Consider the following 20,518-nt stretch of genomic DNA (forward strand, 5'->3'; position numbering starts at 1 on the left):
TACGCCGAACCAACCGATGTAAATCCGGTTATTGGTGCTGGTGATCCATTCGCAGAATCGATCCCATACGTTGGCGCTTTCGCGACGTTGTAAGGTTGTTGTCATGGTTTTATGATTGCGGTTATCTATGTATTAGGCGGTTTTGTTTTCGCCTATGAGATTATTTTACACTGCTTTACAATTTTTAATCAAGCTTTTTTGCTTCAGTAAACTTGATAAATCGTATCAGGTTTACTTATTCAAACGTTGTATCTTAGTGTTTGCGGGTGTTCCAAATACAGCGAGTACAGAATTTCGATGTATTTACTCTGGTGTTAGCACTGAAAAGATAAAATCGAAAAGAACATTGTTGCGATTGACTCTAAATAGAGAGTTGATATGGATTACTACCAAAATTATGAGGGAAGGTGTGACATGACAATTACTCTAAATCACACCATACATAGTGCCCGTACATGACAAAGAGGTATCAGCGCGGTTTTTTGCAAAAATTTTTGGTTTAGAGTCGAGCTTCCCGTTCGTCACTTCGCTGCTGTACATTAAATGATGCATTAACGCTTGACTTCGCTGACGTTGAGGCGTTTGAGACGCATCATTATGCGTTCCATGTCAGTGATGAAGAATTTGATGCAATATTTGCAAGTGTCAAAGAGCAGGTATTGAATACACTAGTGACCCCATGCATCAGAATAAAAAACAAATTAACCACTAATATGAGGGTCGTGGCTTCTATTTCTATAACTTTGATGGCCATAACTTAGAATTGTTAACCCGTGCATAGATTTTTAATATCAGGTCAATGCATTACTTCTTAACTAAAAAATATGCTGTGGCATAGTCTGGTAATTGACTGACATTCTGCCCAAATTCTTTTTTATTCTTAAAAATACCTGCCAAAAAATCAAGTTGATAAAGATTGGGTAAAAATGCTCCGCCTGTATCTGCGATGACTCCCATTTGCAGATGTTTACGACCACCTTGATTATGCTCAATTACAATAACTTTACCTAAACCAATATTCAAAACATCTCCAGCAAAAGTCACTCCAGGTTTGATAGAAATTTTTGCATCTATTTTGTATCCATAGCCTTTAATCGCATCAACTTCTCTAAAATACCAATAACGCTTTTGCGCTGTTGCCTTTAATCCACGGATATAAGCTATTCCATTGTTTCTATCTACATTAAAAAATGCCTTATAACCATCTGTAAAATTAATCAGGATTGTTCCTTCCATAATTGCTTCTTCTAAGCCATTTCTGGTTAGATAAGCAAGAGTTGTAACTTTTCCAAATTCTCTACCCCCTGGTTCATAAATACCAGATAAAACATCTTGCTTTGTGTATCTAGTATAGAACTTATCGTTATTAGAGTTTTCTTTTAAGCTATAAATTGGTATATTAAAAGTAGAGGTTTTCTTGCGGGAACCAGAGTGAGTAAAAACAGCATATTTGGTAATTCGTAATTGTTTTTGCTGTTTACTTTTGGGATTGTAAGCAGACCATTTAATGACTCTAAAATTGGTATTGATAAATTTAGAGTCTTGTAAACGAGTAGCCCGATTATTAGCAATATCCTCTTTCAAAACAGCAATCATGAAATCCAAAGTTTTGAGGACATCTGCTACACTAACTCCTTGAGTAGCAAGCACTCCTGTACGCATAATATCTGGATCTTCTGAAGCATAATCTTGAAAATATTTTCTAGTATTAACGAGAACGGTTAATAAATCTCCTTGATTGAACTTTACCTTACTGTTTGGTAGTTTTCCTGAAGTAGCAATCTGGCTGCCATTAATGTTAAATTTATATTTTTTGAACTCATCAACAACTGGATAGGGTACAGATGCTGCTAATAAATTCTGTCGAGATGTAAAAGCATTTTGAAATATTGAGGTAAATTGCTCGCCAGCTTGATTTGAGGTCAGATACATCTGTGATTGAGGTAAAGCAGAATCTGGTTGTTGAGTAAATGACTGATTTTGTTGAATTAGTTGTTTATTTTTTGAGTGGGTATATAGATAACTACTTGCTAAACTGACAAGTAATAAGGCAGTACAACCTACTGTGAAGCGAGTTTTTTTGCTAAATAACATATTCTTTAATGCTAAATAATTAACGTTATGTTTCTATCACTTCACACACTAACTGCGCCAACTTTTCGGCACTATCGGGAACTGCGATCGCTTTTGCTTTCTCTGCCATTTTTGCTAACTCTTGCGGTGACTGCAATAAATTCAACACATGACTTTGCAACGCTTCAGTCGTCAACTCAGATTGCTTCAAAGTTAACGCTGCACCCGCTTTTGTAAATACGTCTGCATTGTATGATTGATGGTCTTCTGCGGCAAACGGGTAAGGAATCAAAATTGCTGGCGTTCCACACACTGCCAATTCTGTCAAGCTACCCGCGCCAGAACGGCTAATAGCAAGAGTTGCTCGTTGCAACAACGCCGCCATATTGTTGTAAAAAGGTAAGGCTATGTACTGTGGATGTTTGAGACTATCTGCTTCGGGATCGCGATCGCCAGTTAAGTGTACTACATAAATACCAGCATCAAACCAAGCTTTTGCAGATTCGCGCACCAATTTATTGATTGCAACTGCACCCTGGCTACCTCCAAAAACAACAATTAAAGGAACACCATCAGGAATAGCTAAATCCAGTGGTGCATCAATTGCTCCATCAAGAAATTGCGCTCTTACGGGAGTACCAACACAAACATTTTTGGCACGAGGTAAATACTTAGCAGCTACTTCAAATCCTAAAGCTACCGCACTACACCAAGGGCCAAAAAAGCGAGTTACTTTACCAGGTAAAGCGTTAGATTCGTGGAAAATCACGGGTAAACCGAGAGAACACGCCGCAATGACGGCTGGCCCGGCAATGTAACCCCCTGTGGTAAACACTCCTTGAAAATTTCCCTGTTTAAGAATTCGTCTGACTTCTAGAATCGAAAGGGCAAGTTTACCCAAAATGCGAATCGAGGAAAGTCCAAACCCTTGCTGAAACCCTTCAACTGCAATAGTATTCAAGGGATACTGTTTGGGGACAAGTTGAGTTTCTAGCCGATTGGGTACTCCCAGCCATTCTATTTGATAATCTGCTGGAAGTTTTTGGGCCAGTGCGATCGCTGGAAACAAATGTCCACCAGTCCCACTGGCAGCTATTAATAATCGTATCGGTGCGTTTGCCATCAAACCTCTACCGTTTAGCGTCTAGCTTAACTAAGATAAAACAATTTGCTTACTTTCTCTAATCAAATCAGTAAACTCTTACCAATGACTAACATTATTACCGCCTTAGTGAAACGCCAACTCAAATTTCCAGCAAATATCTGGCTAGTTTCATTCTTGCTGACCATTGGTTTAACAAGTGGTTGGCAACGTACTCAAGCGACGACACCACAGCAATTATCCCAAGCCACAACACCCCAAAATGCACCAGCCGCTTTGACAAACCTATTGACACAAGTTGATAGCGCTGCTAGCCGAGGCGATGTCAAAGGGGTGTTGCAATTCTACAGTCCCAATTTCACTCATGGCGATGGATTAAACCGCCAAACCTTGGAAAGGTCTTTGACTTCACTTTGGCAACGATATCCGAAATTGCAATACAGCACGAAACTGCTATCTTCAAAACCTGAAGCCAATGGGATTATTGCTGAAACTGAAACGAAGATAACTGGCTTACCCTCTGGTAACAGTAATAAGTTAGCTCTCAATGCCACGATTAAATCACGTCAGCGCATTGAAGGTGGAAAAATAGTCCGCCAAGATATTTTGTCAGAACGCACCCTACTTACTTCTGGTAGTAATCCGCCCCAAATTGATATTAAATTACCACAGCAAGTGCAAGTCGGTCAGAAATATAGTTTTGATGCGATCGTTCAACAGCCACTTGGTGATGATTTTATACTAGGAACGGCGTTAGAAGAATCTATCCAACCAGATAAATTTCTTAATCCTACACCCGTCGATTTGGAATTACTAACATCTGGCGGATTGTTTAAAACGGGACAAGCACCATCTACCCCAGGTAGCCAATGGGTTTCTGCTGTCATCCTCCGAGGTAATGGGATGACGATGGTAACTCAGCGCTTGCAAGTGGTGAAGAAGTAAGTAGGTCGGCGTAAATAGTTATTGTTGAAATAAGGCAGGGGGCAGACAGAAGGGGGAGAAAGAGTTTGAGCTTTATTTACTTTTATTCACACAGTTTGGTTTTATTGCACCGACTTACTTAGTTAGGAGTTAGGAGTAATTCTGTCAAGGTGAGATATAGCTTTAGTTTCATATTTGTTCAACTCTAAACTTCACTTTTTCTTTGAGAATTCCAAAAATTCCGAGTTCTGAAGCTGAAGTGGCGAGTTTTGAGTTAGTAATGAATAGAAATTGTAGTTTAATCCAAACTCACTTTGACAGCAGCCATCGCTTGTAGGTCAAAAATCTCAAAATTGCTGCAAAACTACAAAATACTTGGCCACGAGAGAGTCAGCAGCATGATTAAATTACTCGACCAAAACAAAAGCAGTAGCCACAAGACACCACTAATTATCCTGAAGTTCGCTTGATAGAAATCAATACTTTTGATGAATTGCTGCTCATACCAAAGTTGCCAAACTCGAAATGCAGTGTAAAGTGTACCAATAATCACCACTATACTTGGAAACAAAACTCTACTGGCTATATGTTCAGTGACAATTTGGATAACAATAACTAGCAAATAGAAGCCAAAAATTTTGCGAACTTCAGAATATTTAAACCAAATAACAAATGTAATCGTAGGAATAATAAGGCCAATTGCGATCGCTAATAATATCCAGACTCGAATAAATCTCAGTCCAGCATCGCTATAATTAATCACTTGACTAATTGGTAATATTCCGATTGAGGTCAGCCAACCCATAAGTACCACTACCAGAGTTGCCAGTATCATAAAGATGAATGTTGTTCTCCAAGTCATTGATTATTTGCTTCACGAGTCAATTGAGCCAAATCTTCCTAAACCTTAGGGTATATTCTTAAGGCGGTCTATCTGAGTTAAACTGTCATTTTTCAGATATAAAACTACTCAACAGCTTCTCTTCTAGCCCAATCAAACAAGAATTAGAGAGCTTGAGTTCCAAATTATTGGACAATTGACACTGGACTCTTGACTTTTGACTAACAATGACTTCCCTAGAAAATCAAATCATTTTGATCACTGGTGCAAGCAGCGGTATTGGTACTGCTTGTGCAAAAATATTTGCTGGTGCAGGTGCAAAACTGATTTTAGCAGCACGAAGGTTAGAACGTTTGCAGCAGCTAGCAGATACTCTTACTAAAGATTTTAGTACTGAAATTCATTTATTACAGCTAGATGTGCGCGATCGCAATGCTGTTGAATCTGCCATTGCAAATCTACCCTCTACCTGGTCTGACATTGACATTCTCATTAATAATGCTGGTCTAAGTCGTGGTTTAGACAAGTTGCACGAAGGCAGCTTTCAAGACTGGGAAGATATGATTGATACTAACGTTAAGGGTTTACTTTATGTCTCCCGCTATGTCGTTCCGGGAATGGTAAGTCGCGATCGCGGTCATATAGTAAATTTAGGTTCCATCGCCGGACATCAAACCTATCCTGGTGGCAATGTTTACTGTGCTACCAAAGCTGCTGTCAGAGCAATTTCTGAAGGTTTAAAACAAGACCTGTTGGGTACGCGGGTACGTGTAACTTCTGTCGATCCTGGTATGGTAGAAACGGAATTTAGTGAGGTACGCTTTCACGGAAATACTGAACGCGCCAATAAAGTCTACCAAGGAGTTACACCCCTAACAGCAGATGATGTGGCCGATGTAATATTTTTCTGTGTAACGCGATCGCCCCATGTCAATATTAATGAAGTTGTGCTAATGCCTGTTGACCAAGCTAGCGCTACCCTAGTTAATCGACGAACATAAAACTAACCCATCTCATACCATTCCAAAAGAACTTACCTCTTTGACTTACTCTATTCAAGAGACATTTGGTAGAAAAAATGTAGAGACGTAGTAGTGCTACGTCTCTAGAAGGGTTTTGGATAACGCATATTTAATTTCACCAAATATCTAAAGTTTTACAGTTTATGTTTTAGTTTACGTCTAGAGAGTTTGTTAAGGCTTTACCTACTCAGTTAGAGTGAAATTGATATATAAAAGAGCAATTTTCAAATGACCATTTACTTTTATAAGGTTTGGCAGCCTTATGGCTGTTTTTCTAACTTTTCTCTCCACGGAATCCAGATCGAGGGTGCTTACTGGCCAACGGTTGAGCATTATTATCAAGCGCAAAAGTTTGTCGGCAGCACAGATGCGGCAACTATACCTCTCATTTATGCTGCCCCCACCCCAGAAGAAGCTGCCACTTTAGGAAGATGTGGTACTCGACAACTCCGACAAGACTGGGATTTGGTCAAAACTCAAATTATGCGAGAAGCTATACTCAAAAAGTTTCTCACTCATGCCGATATTAGAGAAGTTCTCCTGAAGACAGGTGATGAGATTTTGGTTGAAAACTCCCCAACCGATTCTTTTTGGGGCTGTGGTGCTAATAAAAGCGGTCAAAATCATCTCGGTAAAACTCTCATGAGTGTGCGTGAAGAAATTCGTAATTTACTATCTTTAACAGTAATTTACGAATAATTTCATCAAAATAGTTACATTTAACATCAAATCAGCAATTAAACGGGGAATAGTCAAATTCCCCAGTCAAAAATATTTTCAAAAATTATTAATAATTTAGTTATTTTCTTGAAAAAGTTTTAATTAATTAAATTAATGGGCAAAAATGTTAAAAAAAGATTTTTAATTTCAAGAAATTCTTCCTAAGCCAAATTAAGTAAAATTACTGGAATAGTTTAATGATTAAGAATATAAAATTAGTAAATGTCAATGATTAAAATTTTTTTAACTTTAGACTAAAAATGGAATTTTAAAAGTATCTAATGATACAACGGCTTTATCTATCCCTAGATCCACTTTTTAAGGTGCTACAGGGAACAAGCACAATATCTGTTACTTTTCAAACATCCTTGAATGAATCTATTTCCAAAAATATTTGTAATATATGTATGCCCTTAGTAATGCATTAGTACCAAGAATTTATTGAAATAGAATAAAAATCAAAGTATTGTAAGTTGAGATTTTTATCAAAGACAATTATATAGCAAATTATACTTTTGCAATGGTGTTTATAAATAATGATACGTAGATACAAACCAAACGAGTTGCAGGAAACCTTTGATCAAGAAAGTTTACTGCACCGGATGACAAAACAGATCAGGCGATCGCTCGACCTTCAAGAGATATTAACGACTACTGTTAGCGAAGTGCGTTTATTTTTGAGTGCAGATCGGGTGAAAGTGTATCGCTTTGATGCTGATGGTAGTGGTGAAGTCATTGCAGAATCTATTCATGAACAACGTCTGCCATCCTTATTGGGTCAACGCTTCCCAGCTGATGATATTCCAGAAGCCGCCAGAGAGATGTTTTTGTTAGTGGGACAACGTTCGATTGTCGATGTCCCAAATGAGAAGATCGGGCTATCGCCTCTACAGTCAAAAGAAACTGGCAAACGTCTAGAAACGAATATCTACTATCGGCAGGTAGACCAGTGCCATATTCAATACCTAAAAGCAATGGGCGTGCAGTCTTCGTTGATAGTACCAATTTTAGATTGTGACCCACAAGGACAATCAGCAAAACCTAAATTGTGGGGATTGTTGGTAGCTCACCACACTGAACCGCAAAAGATTTTGAAGCGAGAACTAAAAGTATTGCAGCAAGTTGCTGACCAGGTAGCGATCGCGATCGCTCAAAGTAATCTACTCACTGAAGCCCAAGCCAAGCAAAAGCGAGAAGCTACTATTAATCGAGTTACCACACTATTGCATAAACTGCCGACAATCCAATTACAAGCAGCACTAGAAGAAGTTATTACTGCTTTCTCTGGAGTCGGTGGCAGACTTTACATTGCAGAGAGTCAAGAACTATACACTTGGGGCGACCAACCAACACTCTCCTACGAGTTAGATAACAGTATTATCGAACAGCATTCTATCTGGGAAAACTGGATGGCTGAGTTTCAACAAGGTAATATTTGGGCAACCACTGACCTCTATAAAGAACCACGTTTGCGAGTTTTGGCTTTAGCATTCCGTTCTACTCAAATTCGCGGACTAATGGTGATTCCGCTACATTACCGCGAAAAATTTATCGGTGTATTAAGTATTTTCCGCTCGGAATTTGAAACAGAAATTTTGTGGGCGGGACGATGCGAACAAAATCGGCGACAACTTTTACCCCAGCTTTCTTTTGAGGTTTGGCGAGAGCAGAAAAAAGGGCAAGCACCTGAGTGGAAGTTAGAAGATATCTTATTAGGGCAAGCCTTATATGATCATTTCTCAATGGCTATTCAGCAGCAGCAAATGTATAAACAGGTACAATCTCTGAATACCAACTTAGAACTGCGAGTACAAGAGCAAACTGCTGAACTCGAAAAATCATTAATGTTTACCAAAGTAATCAAGCAAGTCACAGAGCATATTCGCCGCACATTGGACTTGCAAGCAACCCTGCAATCCATCGTTCGGGAAGTCCGTCCCCTGCTAGATTCAGACCGAGTGTTGATTTTCTACCTCAAAACTAGATCGGTGATTGTAGAAGAGATTAATGGCAATTGGGAGTCAGTTTTGGGAGTGAATCCACCACCGGAATGCTTTCCTGATGAGTATACTCGTCTATACTGTCAGGGTAGGGTACGAGCAATTAATAACCTTTCAACAACTTCTTTAAGTGATTGTCATCGAGAGTTTTTGCAAAGTCTGCAAGTGCGAGCAAACTTAATAGTTCCGATTAATATGGGTATGGAACTATGGGGCTTACTAATTGCCCATGAATGTAAGACTCCCAGAAATTGGCAGGATACAGAAATTGATTTATTGCAGCAGGTGGCAGATCAGGCTGCGATCGCTATTCAACAAGCACAACTCTATGAACAAACTTCTGAGGCCGAAACTGAAGCCAGAAATCAAGCTACTCAGTTAGAACAGACTTTACATGAACTGCAAGAAACACAGACAAAATTGATTCAGACCGAAAAAATGTCCGGCTTAGGACAGTTAGTAGCAGGTGTCGCCCACGAAATCAACAACCCCGTTAACTTTATTTACGGTAATCTGTGCCATGCCAGTGATTACACTGAACAACTACTAGAAATTTTACGTCTTTACCAGCTACATTATCCCCATCCCAATAGTGAAATTAAAGCTGCGATCCAAGCGATCGATTTTGAATTTTTGGTAGAAGACCTCCCAAAAATCATGACCTCAATGCAAGTAGGAACCGAGCGCATCCGCTCAATAGTGTTGTCGTTACGCAATTTTTCTCGCTTGGATGAGGCTGAAAACAAGCGCGTTGACCTGCATGAAGGCATTGACAATACCTTGTTAATTTTGCAACATCGGATCAAAGGAAATCCTGAATTTCCACGCATAGAGATAATTAAAGATTATGGCAACATCCCACTGGTAGAATGCTATGCCGGTCAAATGAATCAAGTATTCATGAATATTTTCAGCAATGCCATAGATGCTCTAGAAGTAGGAAGTAAAGGGTGGCAAAGTCAGAATGACAAAGAAAAGAACTCATGCCCAATTCCAACTATCGAAATTTCCACTAAAGTCTCAGCAGACAACTCTCGTCTGTTAATTCGGATTACTGACAACGGCCCCGGAATGAATGAAGATGTGAAAAAGCGAATTTTTGACCCATTTTACACTACCAAGCCTGTGGGCAAAGGGACAGGATTGGGACTAGCAATCAGCTATCAGATTATTGTCGAAAAACATGGGGGAACAATGGAGTGTATTTCAGAACCTGGCAAAGGCACAGAGTTCTGGATTGAGATTCCCATCAAGCCTCCAGGCAAAATAGTTAACCAGCAATAAAGAGTAAAGGATGAGGACGTAGGCGAAGAATCACTATTGCTTATTGAGTAATGCTCAATTGTTAGTTTCAAAACTTCAAAATTGACTTATAATTTTTAAATTAATTCAAAAGGTAGATGATAATTTTCTTTATATATAAATTAAAAAATATCTATCAGCGATTTCAAGTGTGTAATATTTTGAAGAATTTGATTAAAAATTATTTAAAAGTAAAGTTTAGTTGCAAAATAAATCCTTCCCAGTTACAAATTGATAATTTAATAGTATAAGCTAAGAAACAAGCTTCCTTGGCAGATATAACAGCTGCATTTGAAATGTTAGTAAGAGGTATAAGATGCTGTTTAATTTACATCTGTCTTGTCAAAATACAGCAACACCCAACGCAAAAACTGCTGTTTTCTCAAATGTATAAGATTAGGGGGTACTGTAACTGATTTTCATTACTTGTTTACAAAAGCAATGGAAGTTAATATATCCCTGGATACGATCAACAAAAAGGGGAGATAGTTCAGTGAGTACAGGTTTGGGTGTTGTTGTGTTTAAAAAGAAGTCTAAAATAGGGCCTCCTCTGGGTGTAAGATTATACGAAGTTGAATAGCGAGAAACAGTTGAAATAGCGCCTTATGTCAATAATTGCGCTCAGAGCGTGGTATCTACAGGATTATGAGCCGATTCCAGAACTGGAAAAACGTGCGCCAGACATTCGTTTAAGCAAAAAAAGTCTGCTGAAATCAGCATTACGAGCAGATTTTTTGGAAGACAGTGACGAAGTTAAGACATCAACTTGGTTTGGGCGCTATTTGGAAGGGGAAAATATTGAATTTTATATTGAAGGTAGTGGTGGCTATTGCGTCTCTAACATTGACTTAATTAGTCATGAAATTTATTTCACAAAGCAGGCGGTGTTGGCTCAGTTAGAACCAACGATTTTTTTATCCTATCAAACTGAGTATATCGCAGCGACAAATATTCTCAAAGAAGAACTGCGAAAAAGTTTGGACAATTTAAACTTACGATCGCGTCTTCCCCTAACATTAATAGAATCCTCTCGTCCTAGCGGTGCTACTTTCCGAATTAATCGCACAATCATGCGGAAAATCCGTAAGAGTTTATTATTTGTAGCTGACACCACGCCCATTGCTAGTATTGATGGTAAGGAAACGCCTCAGTTAATTCCCAGTCCGAATGTCTGTATTGAGATTGGCTATGCCATTCAAAGTAAGCGATCTGAACAGATTCTACTAGCGCAAATGCAACGCCCAGATTTTGAAGGTGAATCTCCCTTCGACTTACCAACACAGCAAATTTTGCAATTTCAAGACACTACAGAACTGAATAAAATCCTGACAGGAACCATTGAAAACCAGCTAGCACGATTCAAATTATTTTTTTGAGAAAGATAATACAAGATAATACTTATTTACCAAAAAGTTAATTCTTTAAACAGTACGGCAAGATCCTTTAAAGGGTCTTTCTTTTTGTGAAGACTTTAATAAGTATTATTTAATACAAATTGATTATACTTAAATGCTGAAAGTAGGGTATTTGAGCATTAGATAAGCATTTTAGAGAGAACAAAGGCTAAAAGTATTATTATTGCTTTGACTAAAATAAACGAGCAGGTTTACTTTGCAGCTTGGAACTAATTGAGCTTACCCGATCGACTACAGAAATCATGTATTTGTAATCTGGTACTTGTCCATTGGGTACATACCCCACTTCTTGAGCTAAACCTGAAGGCAAATCACTCATCACTTTGCGGATAAACTCTTGACGGTTACGTTCTACATTCGGCCCAATCAAGACTACACCTAATGGTACATAATGAGGATCTCTAAATAGTATGCGGAATTCCGTTGGCGCCAACTGTGAGCTGTAGAGATTTAATTCAGCCTCAGAGACAGCACAGGCGATCGCTTTTCCTTGAGCAACCAATTCTAGTGCTGCTTGAGGTGTGGGTGCAAATAGTATCTCAGCCAGTGTTGTACCATAAAAATTGTAAACAGGAAAATAATATCCTGTTGCTGAACCCAACTGTCCTAAAGCCACTGTTTTGCCTTGTAGCTGTTTCAAGTTTGTTATGGGATTGTCTTTGCGAACAACGAAGATTGAACGTAAATTACTAATACCTATTAAAGGAAATAGAGGAACATATTGGTGGCGTGCGATCGCAATAGCCGCTAAACCTGGTGGAGCAAATACCAATGACCAAGCACGAGCATTAAGGCGCTCAACCGCTCTATTTTCATTAAAAACAGGCTCTAGCTGAATATATGAGTTTGTTTTTTCACCCAAGTAACTATTAAATTTAGCATATTGATTAATTATCTGTTCGCCTCCACCATAGTTGAGCACACCAATAGTTAACGTACCCTCAAACTCTTTTCGTGGTTGGCAGGCAGCAAATGTCAAACCTAGCAGATTAAACAGAAAGAAACGACGGGGAAATCGCAAAAACATCACTAATTATGCTTAAGAAAGTAACTTGGCTTTCAGGACTAATTTAGATAAGTTTGACTGCTGCCTAAGTAGGTTATATTACAGCAAACAATTAATATTTATTTAAATATTGTTGAGATGCTTTCTAACAGGTATAAATAAATATTAGACAAACTCAGATACCGCCTTCCTTAGTTAGGTTATGTTGAACAACATTACGTTAAAAAACTTAAAAATAGGTGCTAAATTTAACTTACTTTTAATATTAGTTTTCATAGTCAGTATTGTAGGGAGTGGCTTTGCCTTATCCAGTGTACTTCAAGAGAGAGCGCAAAATGAAGTGGCTTCTCAAGCACAGACTCTCATCCAAATGGTGAACGCAGTTAGAGATTATACACAAAATCGTATAGTTCCTCTATTGGAACCTAGATTAGATACTAACCCAACATTCATGCCTGAAGTAGTACCAACTTTTTCCTCTAAAGAAGTTTTTGAGAATTTTCGTAAAAAGCCGGAATATAAAAACTTTTTTCATAAAGATGCAACACTTAATCCAACTAATTTAGCAGATAAAGCCGATATTTTTGAAACTCAACTTGTAGAGCGTTTTCGCAACGAACCCAACACTCTAGAAATTACTGGCTTTCGTAAATTGTCAGAAGGCGAAGTATTTTATATTGCCCAACCACTCAAGATTACACAACAGAAATGTCTGCGATGTCATACTACACCAGATCAGGCTCCTAAGAGTCAACTAATAACTTATGGATCGGAAAATGGTTTTGGCTGGAAACTAAATCAGATTGTTTCTGCCCAAATAATCTCTGTTCCTTCTGAAGATATTTTTGCTAATGCCAAACGGACTTGGACATTAATAATGGGACTTTTAATTGCAATCTTTGCACTTATAGTTTTATTAATTAACTTCTTAATTACAAAATATGTAATTCAGCGCATTAGAAGAATAGAGAAAATAGCTCAAAAAGTTAGTATTGGTGATATGAGCGCTGATTTTGAAGAAAGCTCTCATGATGAAATTGGCGGGTTGGCACAAGCATTTAATCGGATGAAAGCTAGCTTAAAAATAGCTATGGATATGTTGAATAATCAAGGTTAATAATCCGCAATACTCACCTTAGTATAGAACAAGCTACGTAACTCACCGAGAGAAAAACGTAATATTGAAAAAATCAAGATAGTAGGCGTTGCTCAAATTGCAAAGCTTTTTGAGGTTCGGAAATTTGGGATGCTAAAATTTTAACAAATTCTGCACGAGAGATTTGTCCTGAAGATTTCAGAGCTTTTTGAACTAAAAACTTAGCTATTGGGCCAATTAAATCAGCCAACTCACGTTCGCACTTTTCCAGAAATTTGTCACTGATGACTTGAGATTCTTGGTTCAGTAAATTATTTGAGTTAATACCAGAGCGCTCGGATTTAACAGTAAGTTCTTGTAAGAGAGTAGGTTTCTCTAGTAAAAATATAGTTTTCTTCTTAAAAGTAATTTGCTGATTTTCTGGAAGATGAAGGGCTAATTGACTAATTAATTCCTCAAAACTGGACGCTGATGCTGCAACTTGTCGTAGCAATCTTGAAGCGATGGGGCCGACAAATTCTAAAAGAATTGTTTCTAAGCGGTTATAACTTTCCCCAAACAAGATAGAAGCGGGCGGATACCGAATTGAGTTTTGTTGAGAAAGCGAAGCTTGAGGTGGTTGTGTAAAAGATAGTAGTTGAAGTGATTGAGGTTCTATTCTAGTATCGAGATCCTTAAGCACGTGTAAAACTTCAGCCGCAGACTGATAACGTTGTTTAAAGTGATGTAGCACCATCTTAGATAGCACAGATGCCAACTCAGAACTGACGTTAGCTTGATGCTGCCAAGAAATTTCTCCTGTATCTGGGTCTTCCTGAAAGTTTACTGGATGTAACCCTGTCAGCGATTGTATAGCAATAATGCCCAAGGAATAAATATCGCTGTTGGGGCGGGGCTTACCTTGTCCTTGTTCTGTAGACATATATCCAGGAGTACCAATGATAATAGTAGCCCTCGTCTGCCCTGGAATTGCAAGCAGTTGAGTTTGGACTTGTTTAACTGCGCCAAAGTCAATCAGCACTAACTTACCATCGTGTTGCCGCCTGATTATATTGTCCGGCTTAATATCTCGATGGATAACGTTGTGGCTGTGAATAAATTGTAGAATACTCAAAATCTGTTCGAGTAGTTGAATTACCCGATCTTCTGTCCAACGCTGATTGGGGAATAGTTCTGCTTTCAGAGTATGCCCTTCAATAAACTCTTGCACCAAGAAAAACTCTTGGTTGTCTTCAAAATAGGCTAAAAGTCGAGGAATTTGGTCATGGCTGCCCAGTTGTTCTAGTGTTTCTGCCTCACTAGTAAATAGCCGTCTGGCAGTTTCGAGAAATTCAGGGCTACGAGTGACGGGCTTAAGGTGTTTAACAACGCATTTTGGCAAACCTGGGCGATGGGTATCTTGGGCTATATAAGTTTGACCGAATCCACCCCCACCTAATATCTGGAGGACTTGGTAACGTCCGTCTAGTAATTGTCCTAACATTGTGTCACTTGCCTTAAGTCCTCAAATTAATCTTGCCACAACTACCAGCTTTGGTAAGGTTTGTCGAAACAGAAAGTAGTTAGTGCCAAAATTTCAAGTAAGGTTTTTCTTATCAGAGATTGATTGGAATGTTATACAAAAGCTAATGTAAACTTACACTTTTTAAGGAACTGCTTAAAGGATTAGGCGTCTAGAGTGAAGAGTCATTGAGTATTGGACATGGGGCATTGGGCATTGGGCATTGGGCATGAAGAAGAAACAAGGTAGACCAAGAAGGGAAGGAGACAAGGGAGAGACTTGTTTAATAATTCCCCCTTGTTCTTTTTGTCCTCCTTATCTCCTCTGCCCCCCTGCCCCTCTGCTTTCTTGCTCCCAACCTCCCGTATGCTTACCCTTTTCATTCGGAGGTTACGTGGTTAACAATGGGTTGAATGTTTTTTTAAATGATTCAACTTTATGGCTAGAACCGCAAATGAATATGCCGTATACCTCCTATTGGAAAGCGGCCACCGAGAAGAAGTACGTTTTCCTACTATTCAAGAGTTTCAGAAATGGTATAGCGGCGAACTTGTGCCAAAATCTGCTTCTAATGACTTTATTAGCGTGCCGATCAAAAATATTCAAGGGGAATATATGGTAGTACGCCCTTCTCGGATTGTGGCAATCCGGGTAGAACCCATTTTTAGTTCTAGTGTTGAAAGATTCAACTAAATGATGAGAAAAACCCTTGCTTTGCTTTCCTTGAGTTTAGGAATTGCCTTTGTAAATCCTCTCTGGTCGGCTGTTGCTCAGGTTCCTAACTTTCTGCCGTTGCCACTACCGACTACTCCCGACTTTCCACCTATACCAATACCTATCACTCCTGAGATCGCGCCGCCGCTAAAACCAATCACTGTCGTCAGCGATTGTACACTCCGGCCGAATTGCTTGGGTTGGGATGAGCAAATTTGGGATCAAAGAGGTAAAATAGGCGATCGCAAGGCGCTGTTGGATTCCATTGATAACAGTCTGCTTTACCTAACAAAGGGTGATGCGATCGCAGCATATCAAAATTATCCAGTTCGGGAAATTACTCTCGATCGTGTCCGTCGGAGTTTGCTACGTTTCCGCCAACTGGTTGTCAGTTCTGAGTCAGCAGCGCAATTACAAGCTGCTGTCCAACGTGAGTTTGTGTTCTACCAATCTGTGGGCAACGATGGCAAGGGTACTGTTAAGTTCACTGCTTATTACGAACCTGTTTACACTGCTAGCCGTGTCAGAACTGCAATCTATAAATATCCTCTTTATCGGCTTCCACCTAATTTCAGCCAATGGCCAAAACCTCATCCAAAACGAATTGATTTGGAAGGGAGGGATGGTTTAAAAGGGAATAAGAGCAAGTTACATGGTTTAGAACTGCTTTGGTTTCGCGATCGCCTAGAGGCATACATGGTACATATCCAAGGTTCTGCCCAAATTAAATTAACCAATGGCAAAACAACATCAATTGGCTATGCAGGTGGAACTGATTATCCTTGGACTAGTATCGGTAAAGAACTGGCGAAAGATGGCAAACTTCCACTAAATGGATTGACAATGCCACGGATGATTGCTTATTTCCGGCAAAAACCTCAGGAGTTAAGCAATTATCTACCGCGATGGAAACGGTTTATTTTCTTCCAAGAAACTGGTGGTACTGGTGCTACAGGCAGTATTCATGTACCGGTGACAGCAGAACGTTCCATTGCTACAGATAAGTCTCTTATGCCACCAGGAGCGCTAGCCCTGATTTACAATTCGTTTCCCTATTCTGCCAGTGGTGGCAAACTAGAGAGGCGTACTGTCAGCCGCTTTGTGCTTGACCAAGATACAGGAAGCGCCATCAAAGGGCCGGGCCGGGTGGATTATTTCATGGGGTCTGGTAAACTAGCGGGCGATCGCGCTGGTGTTACAGGCGGTAATGGCTCACTATATTATTTACTGCTCAAAGAATAAATATTGGGCATGGGGCAAACAGGGCATGGGGCATTGAAAAAGAAGAGGCAAGAGGCAGAAGTTCTTTAATTTTGAATTTTGAATTTTGAATTGATTTATCTCCCTTGTCCCCCTGCCTCAAGAGCCTCCCCTGCTCCCTCATCCCCATTGCCCACTCCCCACTCCTTGGCTAATACGGCGGATAAGCAAAATCATCCTCATCAGCATAAACGTAAGAGTTGGAAACTCCTGCCATTGCCAATTTAGGCGTTTCTGATTTTATCGGTTCCTTGCCGAAATCTTTATATTCTTCAAAAGTCTTACAAATCATTGCAGACTCAAGAGCATCGGAAGCAATTAAATATTGCGTTAAAGTCCCTACGGTAGGATGTTTATAATCCACAGTTGAAGCTACCAAAACTGTATTTGGTTCAATGCCTCTTTCTTCACACTCAATGATGGGACAAAAAATCCCGTGAGCGTGGAATAAAGGCCCTTTTGGTGTCAAAGGTTGCTTGCGATAAACAGCATAAGCTTTTTCTAATTCAGCAACGAATCCGCTAACTATTTTACCTTGTTGATATTCGCAGTAGGTTTTGCTGAAACTCGCTCCGGCAGCACCATTAAGTGTTAGTTGTAGTGGTAATTCATGTAAAAACTTTTTATTCTCTCCGACTATAAAAATTAGATAGCGAGTAAAGGTTTTAAATTTAAGTTTGTCGGCTAAAAAAGCATCATAATTCTCTTTGAGCGTACCCAGTTTTAGACCACTTTCCCGATCTTTGACAGATAATGGTCCCCGACGCACTATAACCACGCGTGGAGTAGTGGTAATAAAGATTGTTTCGACTCCAGAGGTAAATTCATGCTCTATTTGCTGCCAATTATCATCTGGCACAAAGCCGACAGCATTGGCATTATCCAGCTTAATTGCCAAACCGTGGGATTGCATACCATCTGTGCCATATCGAGGATTAATCATCTGACACCAGGGAAGGACTTGAGAAGGCGGTGCATTAAATTTATCGTCTTCAAAGTCGAAATTAGCAGATGCTTTCATCGTTTTGGGCTATCAAAGTGTTTTATTGAACAAGTTTATCGGCAGGGCGCTGAGGAAAGGAGAGTCAGTTATGTACCTAAGCGTATTGATATTATATATTCTTGACTCCAAACTATTTGTCTGTTCAGGGTGATAAGTAAAAGTTTAGATTTAAAAACCCTTCATGCTTTGACAAAGGCGATCGCATCAGGTTAGAGGAATTATTTTACACAATTCCTGAAACAGTAGGTTTACTACTTTACTCATCAGCTTTCCTTGGATGTGTTTACCACCTAGCAGTTTCTCGCCTTGTTCGCTGACGTTAGCTTTGAGTGAGTCGCGGTATTTGGTTAATTCCCTGGTCAGTTCATTTTCTGGGAGCCTGCCAGTTTCGATGCCGGTTAAGCGCTAGACTTATTGCTAAAAGCTCTAGAAAAGATTTTCCTTCTAGCTCCAGACTAAGTTTTAGCCATTGGTAGCTTTCATCTTGAAGCCGCAGTAGTTTTTCTATGTCGGCTTCACTCATTGGGGATTCCTTACAACTTGGAAAACAATATATTTAACCCTTCGGTCATCGTAGGATGAGTCAAAATACCATCACACAGAACGGTGTAGGGCATCTGAGCTTGCATCACCATCTGCACCGTTGAAATCACTTCACCTGCTTCATGACACAACAGGGAACACCCTAGAATACGACCTGTATCTGTATCCACGATCGCCTTCAAAAGTCCATCGGTTTGACCGAGTGTTTTCGCTCTCGGAACAACTGATGCATCCACTTTCGCCACGCGGATAGCATATCCTTGTTGCTGTGCTTCAGTTTCAGTCAAACCCACATGAGCCAGTTCTGGATCTATGAACAGACAAGATGGAACCAATAGATCCTGTGTACTACGGTTGCCCCGATCAATTAAATTAGCTTTGATAATGCGATAATCATCGAGTGATATATGAGTGTATTGCGGGCCGCCGTTGATGTCGCCTAACGCCCAAATTCCCGGAATGTTCGTCTCTAAGCGATGGTTGACTTGAATAAATCCGCGTGTATCGGTTGCTACACCAGCAGCAGCTAAATTTAAGCTCTCGCTATTGGGCGCACGACCAACGGCGACGAGCAAATGCGACCCCTGGAGAGTGATTTCACGATCGCCAACTTGGATTTGCAGGATGGTTTGATTACCAGTGCGCTCCACCCTCAACACCTTCGCCTTCAGCAAGAATTCAATACCATCTTGTTCCAGCAATGTTTGAACTGCGATCGCTATATCTGGATCTTGCTGTGACAGGATTTGCTCACTTTGCCCAATGACAGTAACACCAGAGCCAAAGCGCCGAAACATCTGGGCAAACTCTAAACCAATATAGCCACTACCGAGAACAATCAGGTGTTCAGGCAGATGTTCTAGTTCCATAATCGACTCACTTGTTAAAAATCCCGCTTCTGTGAGTCCGGGTAGAGATGGAATTAACGGTCGTGTGCCTGTATTAACAAACAATCGTTCGGCGGTAAGTATGCGAGTATTCCCCTCAGCCGTCGTCACTTCAATTGTTTTAGCAGCAACAAATCTTGCTGTGGCAATGATCAAGTTGTTATTCAGAGCCGTTTCTAAATTGTGCAAGTTTATTTCACGCGCAGATTGCACAACTGCTCGTTTTCGTTGAATCACCTTTGCTAGATCGACGATCGGTGTATTAGCTTTAACACCATAAGCGGCACTGTTTCGCACTGTGTTTGCCACATTGGCACTCGCCACCATAGTTTTAGTAGGAATGCAGGCAATATTAATGCACCCGCCACCAATCATATTTAAACTGCGTTCAACCAGAGCGGTTTTACGTCCGTCAGCGACTAATGCTGGTGCAAGTGTTTTACCCGCTTTGCCGCCGCCGATAATAATGTCGTCATAGTGTTGAGCGTTCACTTCCATATCCTTTGAGTTTGATCGGGTGAATACGATTTTTAGAAGGTGTTATGAATTTCAGAAAAAACTGACCAAGAAAGTTTTAGCGATAATGTATTTGGCAAGCGTAACTAAAGATGCTTGCTCTAGCTGGGTTGACAAAAAGTGCATAACACCCCCTAGAAGATTCAACTTTTTTTACAAGCTTGCTTCATCAATAGACGGTTGTTTTTATACACCTCTAAAGTTCCAGACTGCGGATTATCTAACGTGCCATCCCACACCCAGTATTGATAAATTCCATTTTGAAACTTATACACTCGAACACCTTCTGTCGCTTGGCTAGTCCCTTTGCCCAAACTTAAATTACCGTTGGGACTAGTGGCGCGATAAAGCAGTTCACCTGAAGTATGATTCTGCCAAATATTTACGTTGTAGCCGCTCCGGCATTTCGTACTCAGGATGATACCAGCAGTAGAATCAGCAGAAGCAGGTAAGGAAAAATTAGCTAAGATACTGATTGGCAGGGCAAAAAGTAACGCGGATGTTTTCATAAGTGTTGTAAAATTAATAAGCTTGACATTATTTTATTGCTGCTACAACTTCATCTGTAGACAGGACTGCATTGGCGATATACC

Annotated in this window: 17 protein-coding genes and 1 pseudogene; 9 read left to right on the plus strand and 9 right to left on the minus strand. The window is 39.9% G+C overall.

Annotation, left to right across the window (positions count from 1 at the left end; all coding sequences use genetic code 11):
• Positions 1–414 precede the first annotated feature (414 nt).
• Positions 415–781 (plus strand): annotated as a pseudogene (locus V7K79_RS29935) (VOC family protein).
• A 23-nt stretch (positions 782–804) separates the two neighbouring features.
• On the opposite strand, the gene V7K79_RS05565 reads toward V7K79_RS29935, so the two are convergent.
• Both V7K79_RS05565 and murG read right to left on the minus strand, forming a co-directional pair.
• Positions 805–2,094 (minus strand): hypothetical protein, encoded by a 1,290-nt coding sequence (locus tag V7K79_RS05565; RefSeq protein WP_335045475.1) that lies wholly within the window; start codon positions 2,092–2,094, stop codon positions 805–807.
• 25 nt (positions 2,095–2,119) lie between these two features.
• Entirely contained in the window at positions 2,120–3,196 is a 1,077-nt protein-coding gene (gene murG, locus V7K79_RS05570) for an undecaprenyldiphospho-muramoylpentapeptide beta-N-acetylglucosaminyltransferase (RefSeq protein ID WP_335045476.1), read from the minus strand.
• A gap of 84 nt (positions 3,197–3,280) precedes the next feature.
• Between murG and V7K79_RS05575 the strand changes: the two genes are divergently transcribed.
• Positions 3,281–4,120: a nuclear transport factor 2 family protein gene (locus V7K79_RS05575; protein ID WP_335045479.1), complete on the plus strand. Its 840-nt coding sequence runs from the start codon at positions 3,281–3,283 to the stop codon at positions 4,118–4,120.
• 343 nt (positions 4,121–4,463) lie between these two features.
• Here the strand turns inward: V7K79_RS05575 and V7K79_RS05580 are convergent, their stop codons facing one another.
• Positions 4,464–4,961 (minus strand): hypothetical protein, encoded by a 498-nt coding sequence (locus V7K79_RS05580; protein ID WP_335045481.1) that lies wholly within the window; start codon positions 4,959–4,961, stop codon positions 4,464–4,466.
• A gap of 206 nt (positions 4,962–5,167) precedes the next feature.
• On the opposite strand from V7K79_RS05580, the gene V7K79_RS05585 reads away from it, so the two are divergent.
• The 4 genes from V7K79_RS05585 to V7K79_RS05600 all read left to right on the plus strand — a co-directional run bounded on the left by V7K79_RS05585 (position 5,168) and on the right by V7K79_RS05600 (position 11,360).
• On the plus strand, positions 5,168–5,941 hold the full coding sequence (locus V7K79_RS05585; protein WP_335045483.1) for an SDR family oxidoreductase: 774 nt from the start codon (positions 5,168–5,170) through the stop codon (positions 5,939–5,941).
• Between the two features lie 249 nt (positions 5,942–6,190).
• Positions 6,191–6,661 carry an NADAR family protein gene (locus tag V7K79_RS05590; protein ID WP_335045484.1) on the plus strand — a complete coding sequence of 157 codons (471 nt, stop codon included), beginning with the start codon at positions 6,191–6,193 and terminating at the stop codon, positions 6,659–6,661.
• 557 nt (positions 6,662–7,218) lie between these two features.
• The gene (locus V7K79_RS05595) at positions 7,219–9,966 is read left to right on the plus strand and encodes a GAF domain-containing sensor histidine kinase (RefSeq protein ID WP_335045486.1); all 2,748 of its coding nucleotides are present in this window, start codon (positions 7,219–7,221) and stop codon (positions 9,964–9,966) included.
• Between the two features lie 623 nt (positions 9,967–10,589).
• Positions 10,590–11,360 (plus strand): hypothetical protein, encoded by a 771-nt coding sequence (locus V7K79_RS05600; protein ID WP_335045488.1) that lies wholly within the window; start codon positions 10,590–10,592, stop codon positions 11,358–11,360.
• 211 nt (positions 11,361–11,571) lie between these two features.
• Here V7K79_RS05600 and V7K79_RS05605 read toward each other — a convergent pair whose 3' ends face one another.
• On the minus strand, positions 11,572–12,426 hold the full coding sequence (locus V7K79_RS05605) for a phosphate/phosphite/phosphonate ABC transporter substrate-binding protein (protein ID WP_335045490.1): 855 nt from the start codon (positions 12,424–12,426) through the stop codon (positions 11,572–11,574).
• 181 nt (positions 12,427–12,607) lie between these two features.
• Between V7K79_RS05605 and V7K79_RS05610 the strand changes: the two genes are divergently transcribed.
• A complete protein-coding gene (locus tag V7K79_RS05610) occupies positions 12,608–13,522 on the plus strand; it encodes a c-type heme family protein (RefSeq protein ID WP_335045491.1) in 915 nt (304 codons plus the stop codon).
• Positions 13,523–13,595: 73 nt separating this feature from the next.
• On the opposite strand, the gene V7K79_RS05615 is transcribed toward V7K79_RS05610, so the two are convergent.
• The gene (locus V7K79_RS05615) at positions 13,596–14,984 is read right to left on the minus strand and encodes a serine/threonine-protein kinase (protein WP_335045493.1); all 1,389 of its coding nucleotides are present in this window, start codon (positions 14,982–14,984) and stop codon (positions 13,596–13,598) included.
• Positions 14,985–15,440: 456 nt separating this feature from the next.
• Here V7K79_RS05615 and V7K79_RS05620 point away from each other — a divergent pair, with 456 nt between their 5' ends.
• Both V7K79_RS05620 and mltA read left to right on the plus strand, forming a co-directional pair.
• A complete protein-coding gene (locus V7K79_RS05620) occupies positions 15,441–15,695 on the plus strand; it encodes a hypothetical protein (RefSeq protein ID WP_190728057.1) in 255 nt (84 codons plus the stop codon).
• A 3-nt stretch (positions 15,696–15,698) separates the two neighbouring features.
• Positions 15,699–16,958, plus strand: a complete 1,260-nt coding sequence (mltA, locus tag V7K79_RS05625) for a murein transglycosylase A (RefSeq protein ID WP_335045611.1) — start codon at positions 15,699–15,701, stop codon at positions 16,956–16,958.
• A 169-nt stretch (positions 16,959–17,127) separates the two neighbouring features.
• Here mltA and V7K79_RS05630 read toward each other — a convergent pair whose 3' ends face one another.
• From V7K79_RS05630 to V7K79_RS05645, 4 genes are all read right to left on the minus strand, one after another.
• Positions 17,128–17,997 carry a DUF5895 domain-containing protein gene (locus tag V7K79_RS05630; RefSeq protein WP_335045495.1) on the minus strand — a complete coding sequence of 290 codons (870 nt, stop codon included), beginning with the start codon at positions 17,995–17,997 and terminating at the stop codon, positions 17,128–17,130.
• Between the two features lie 346 nt (positions 17,998–18,343).
• Positions 18,344–18,502: a hypothetical protein gene (locus V7K79_RS05635; RefSeq protein ID WP_335045497.1), complete on the minus strand. Its 159-nt coding sequence runs from the start codon at positions 18,500–18,502 to the stop codon at positions 18,344–18,346.
• Between the two features lie 10 nt (positions 18,503–18,512).
• Positions 18,513–19,907 (minus strand): mercuric reductase, encoded by a 1,395-nt coding sequence (locus V7K79_RS05640; protein WP_335045499.1) that lies wholly within the window; start codon positions 19,905–19,907, stop codon positions 18,513–18,515.
• A 161-nt stretch (positions 19,908–20,068) separates the two neighbouring features.
• Entirely contained in the window at positions 20,069–20,434 is a 366-nt protein-coding gene (locus V7K79_RS05645; protein ID WP_335045501.1) for a hypothetical protein, read from the minus strand.
• Positions 20,435–20,518: the final 84 nt, after the last annotated feature.

Origin of the sequence: Nostoc sp. (genome assembly GCF_036917575.1) — a bacterium.
In the GTDB taxonomy this organism is placed as follows: domain Bacteria; phylum Cyanobacteriota; class Cyanobacteriia; order Cyanobacteriales; family Nostocaceae; genus Nostoc.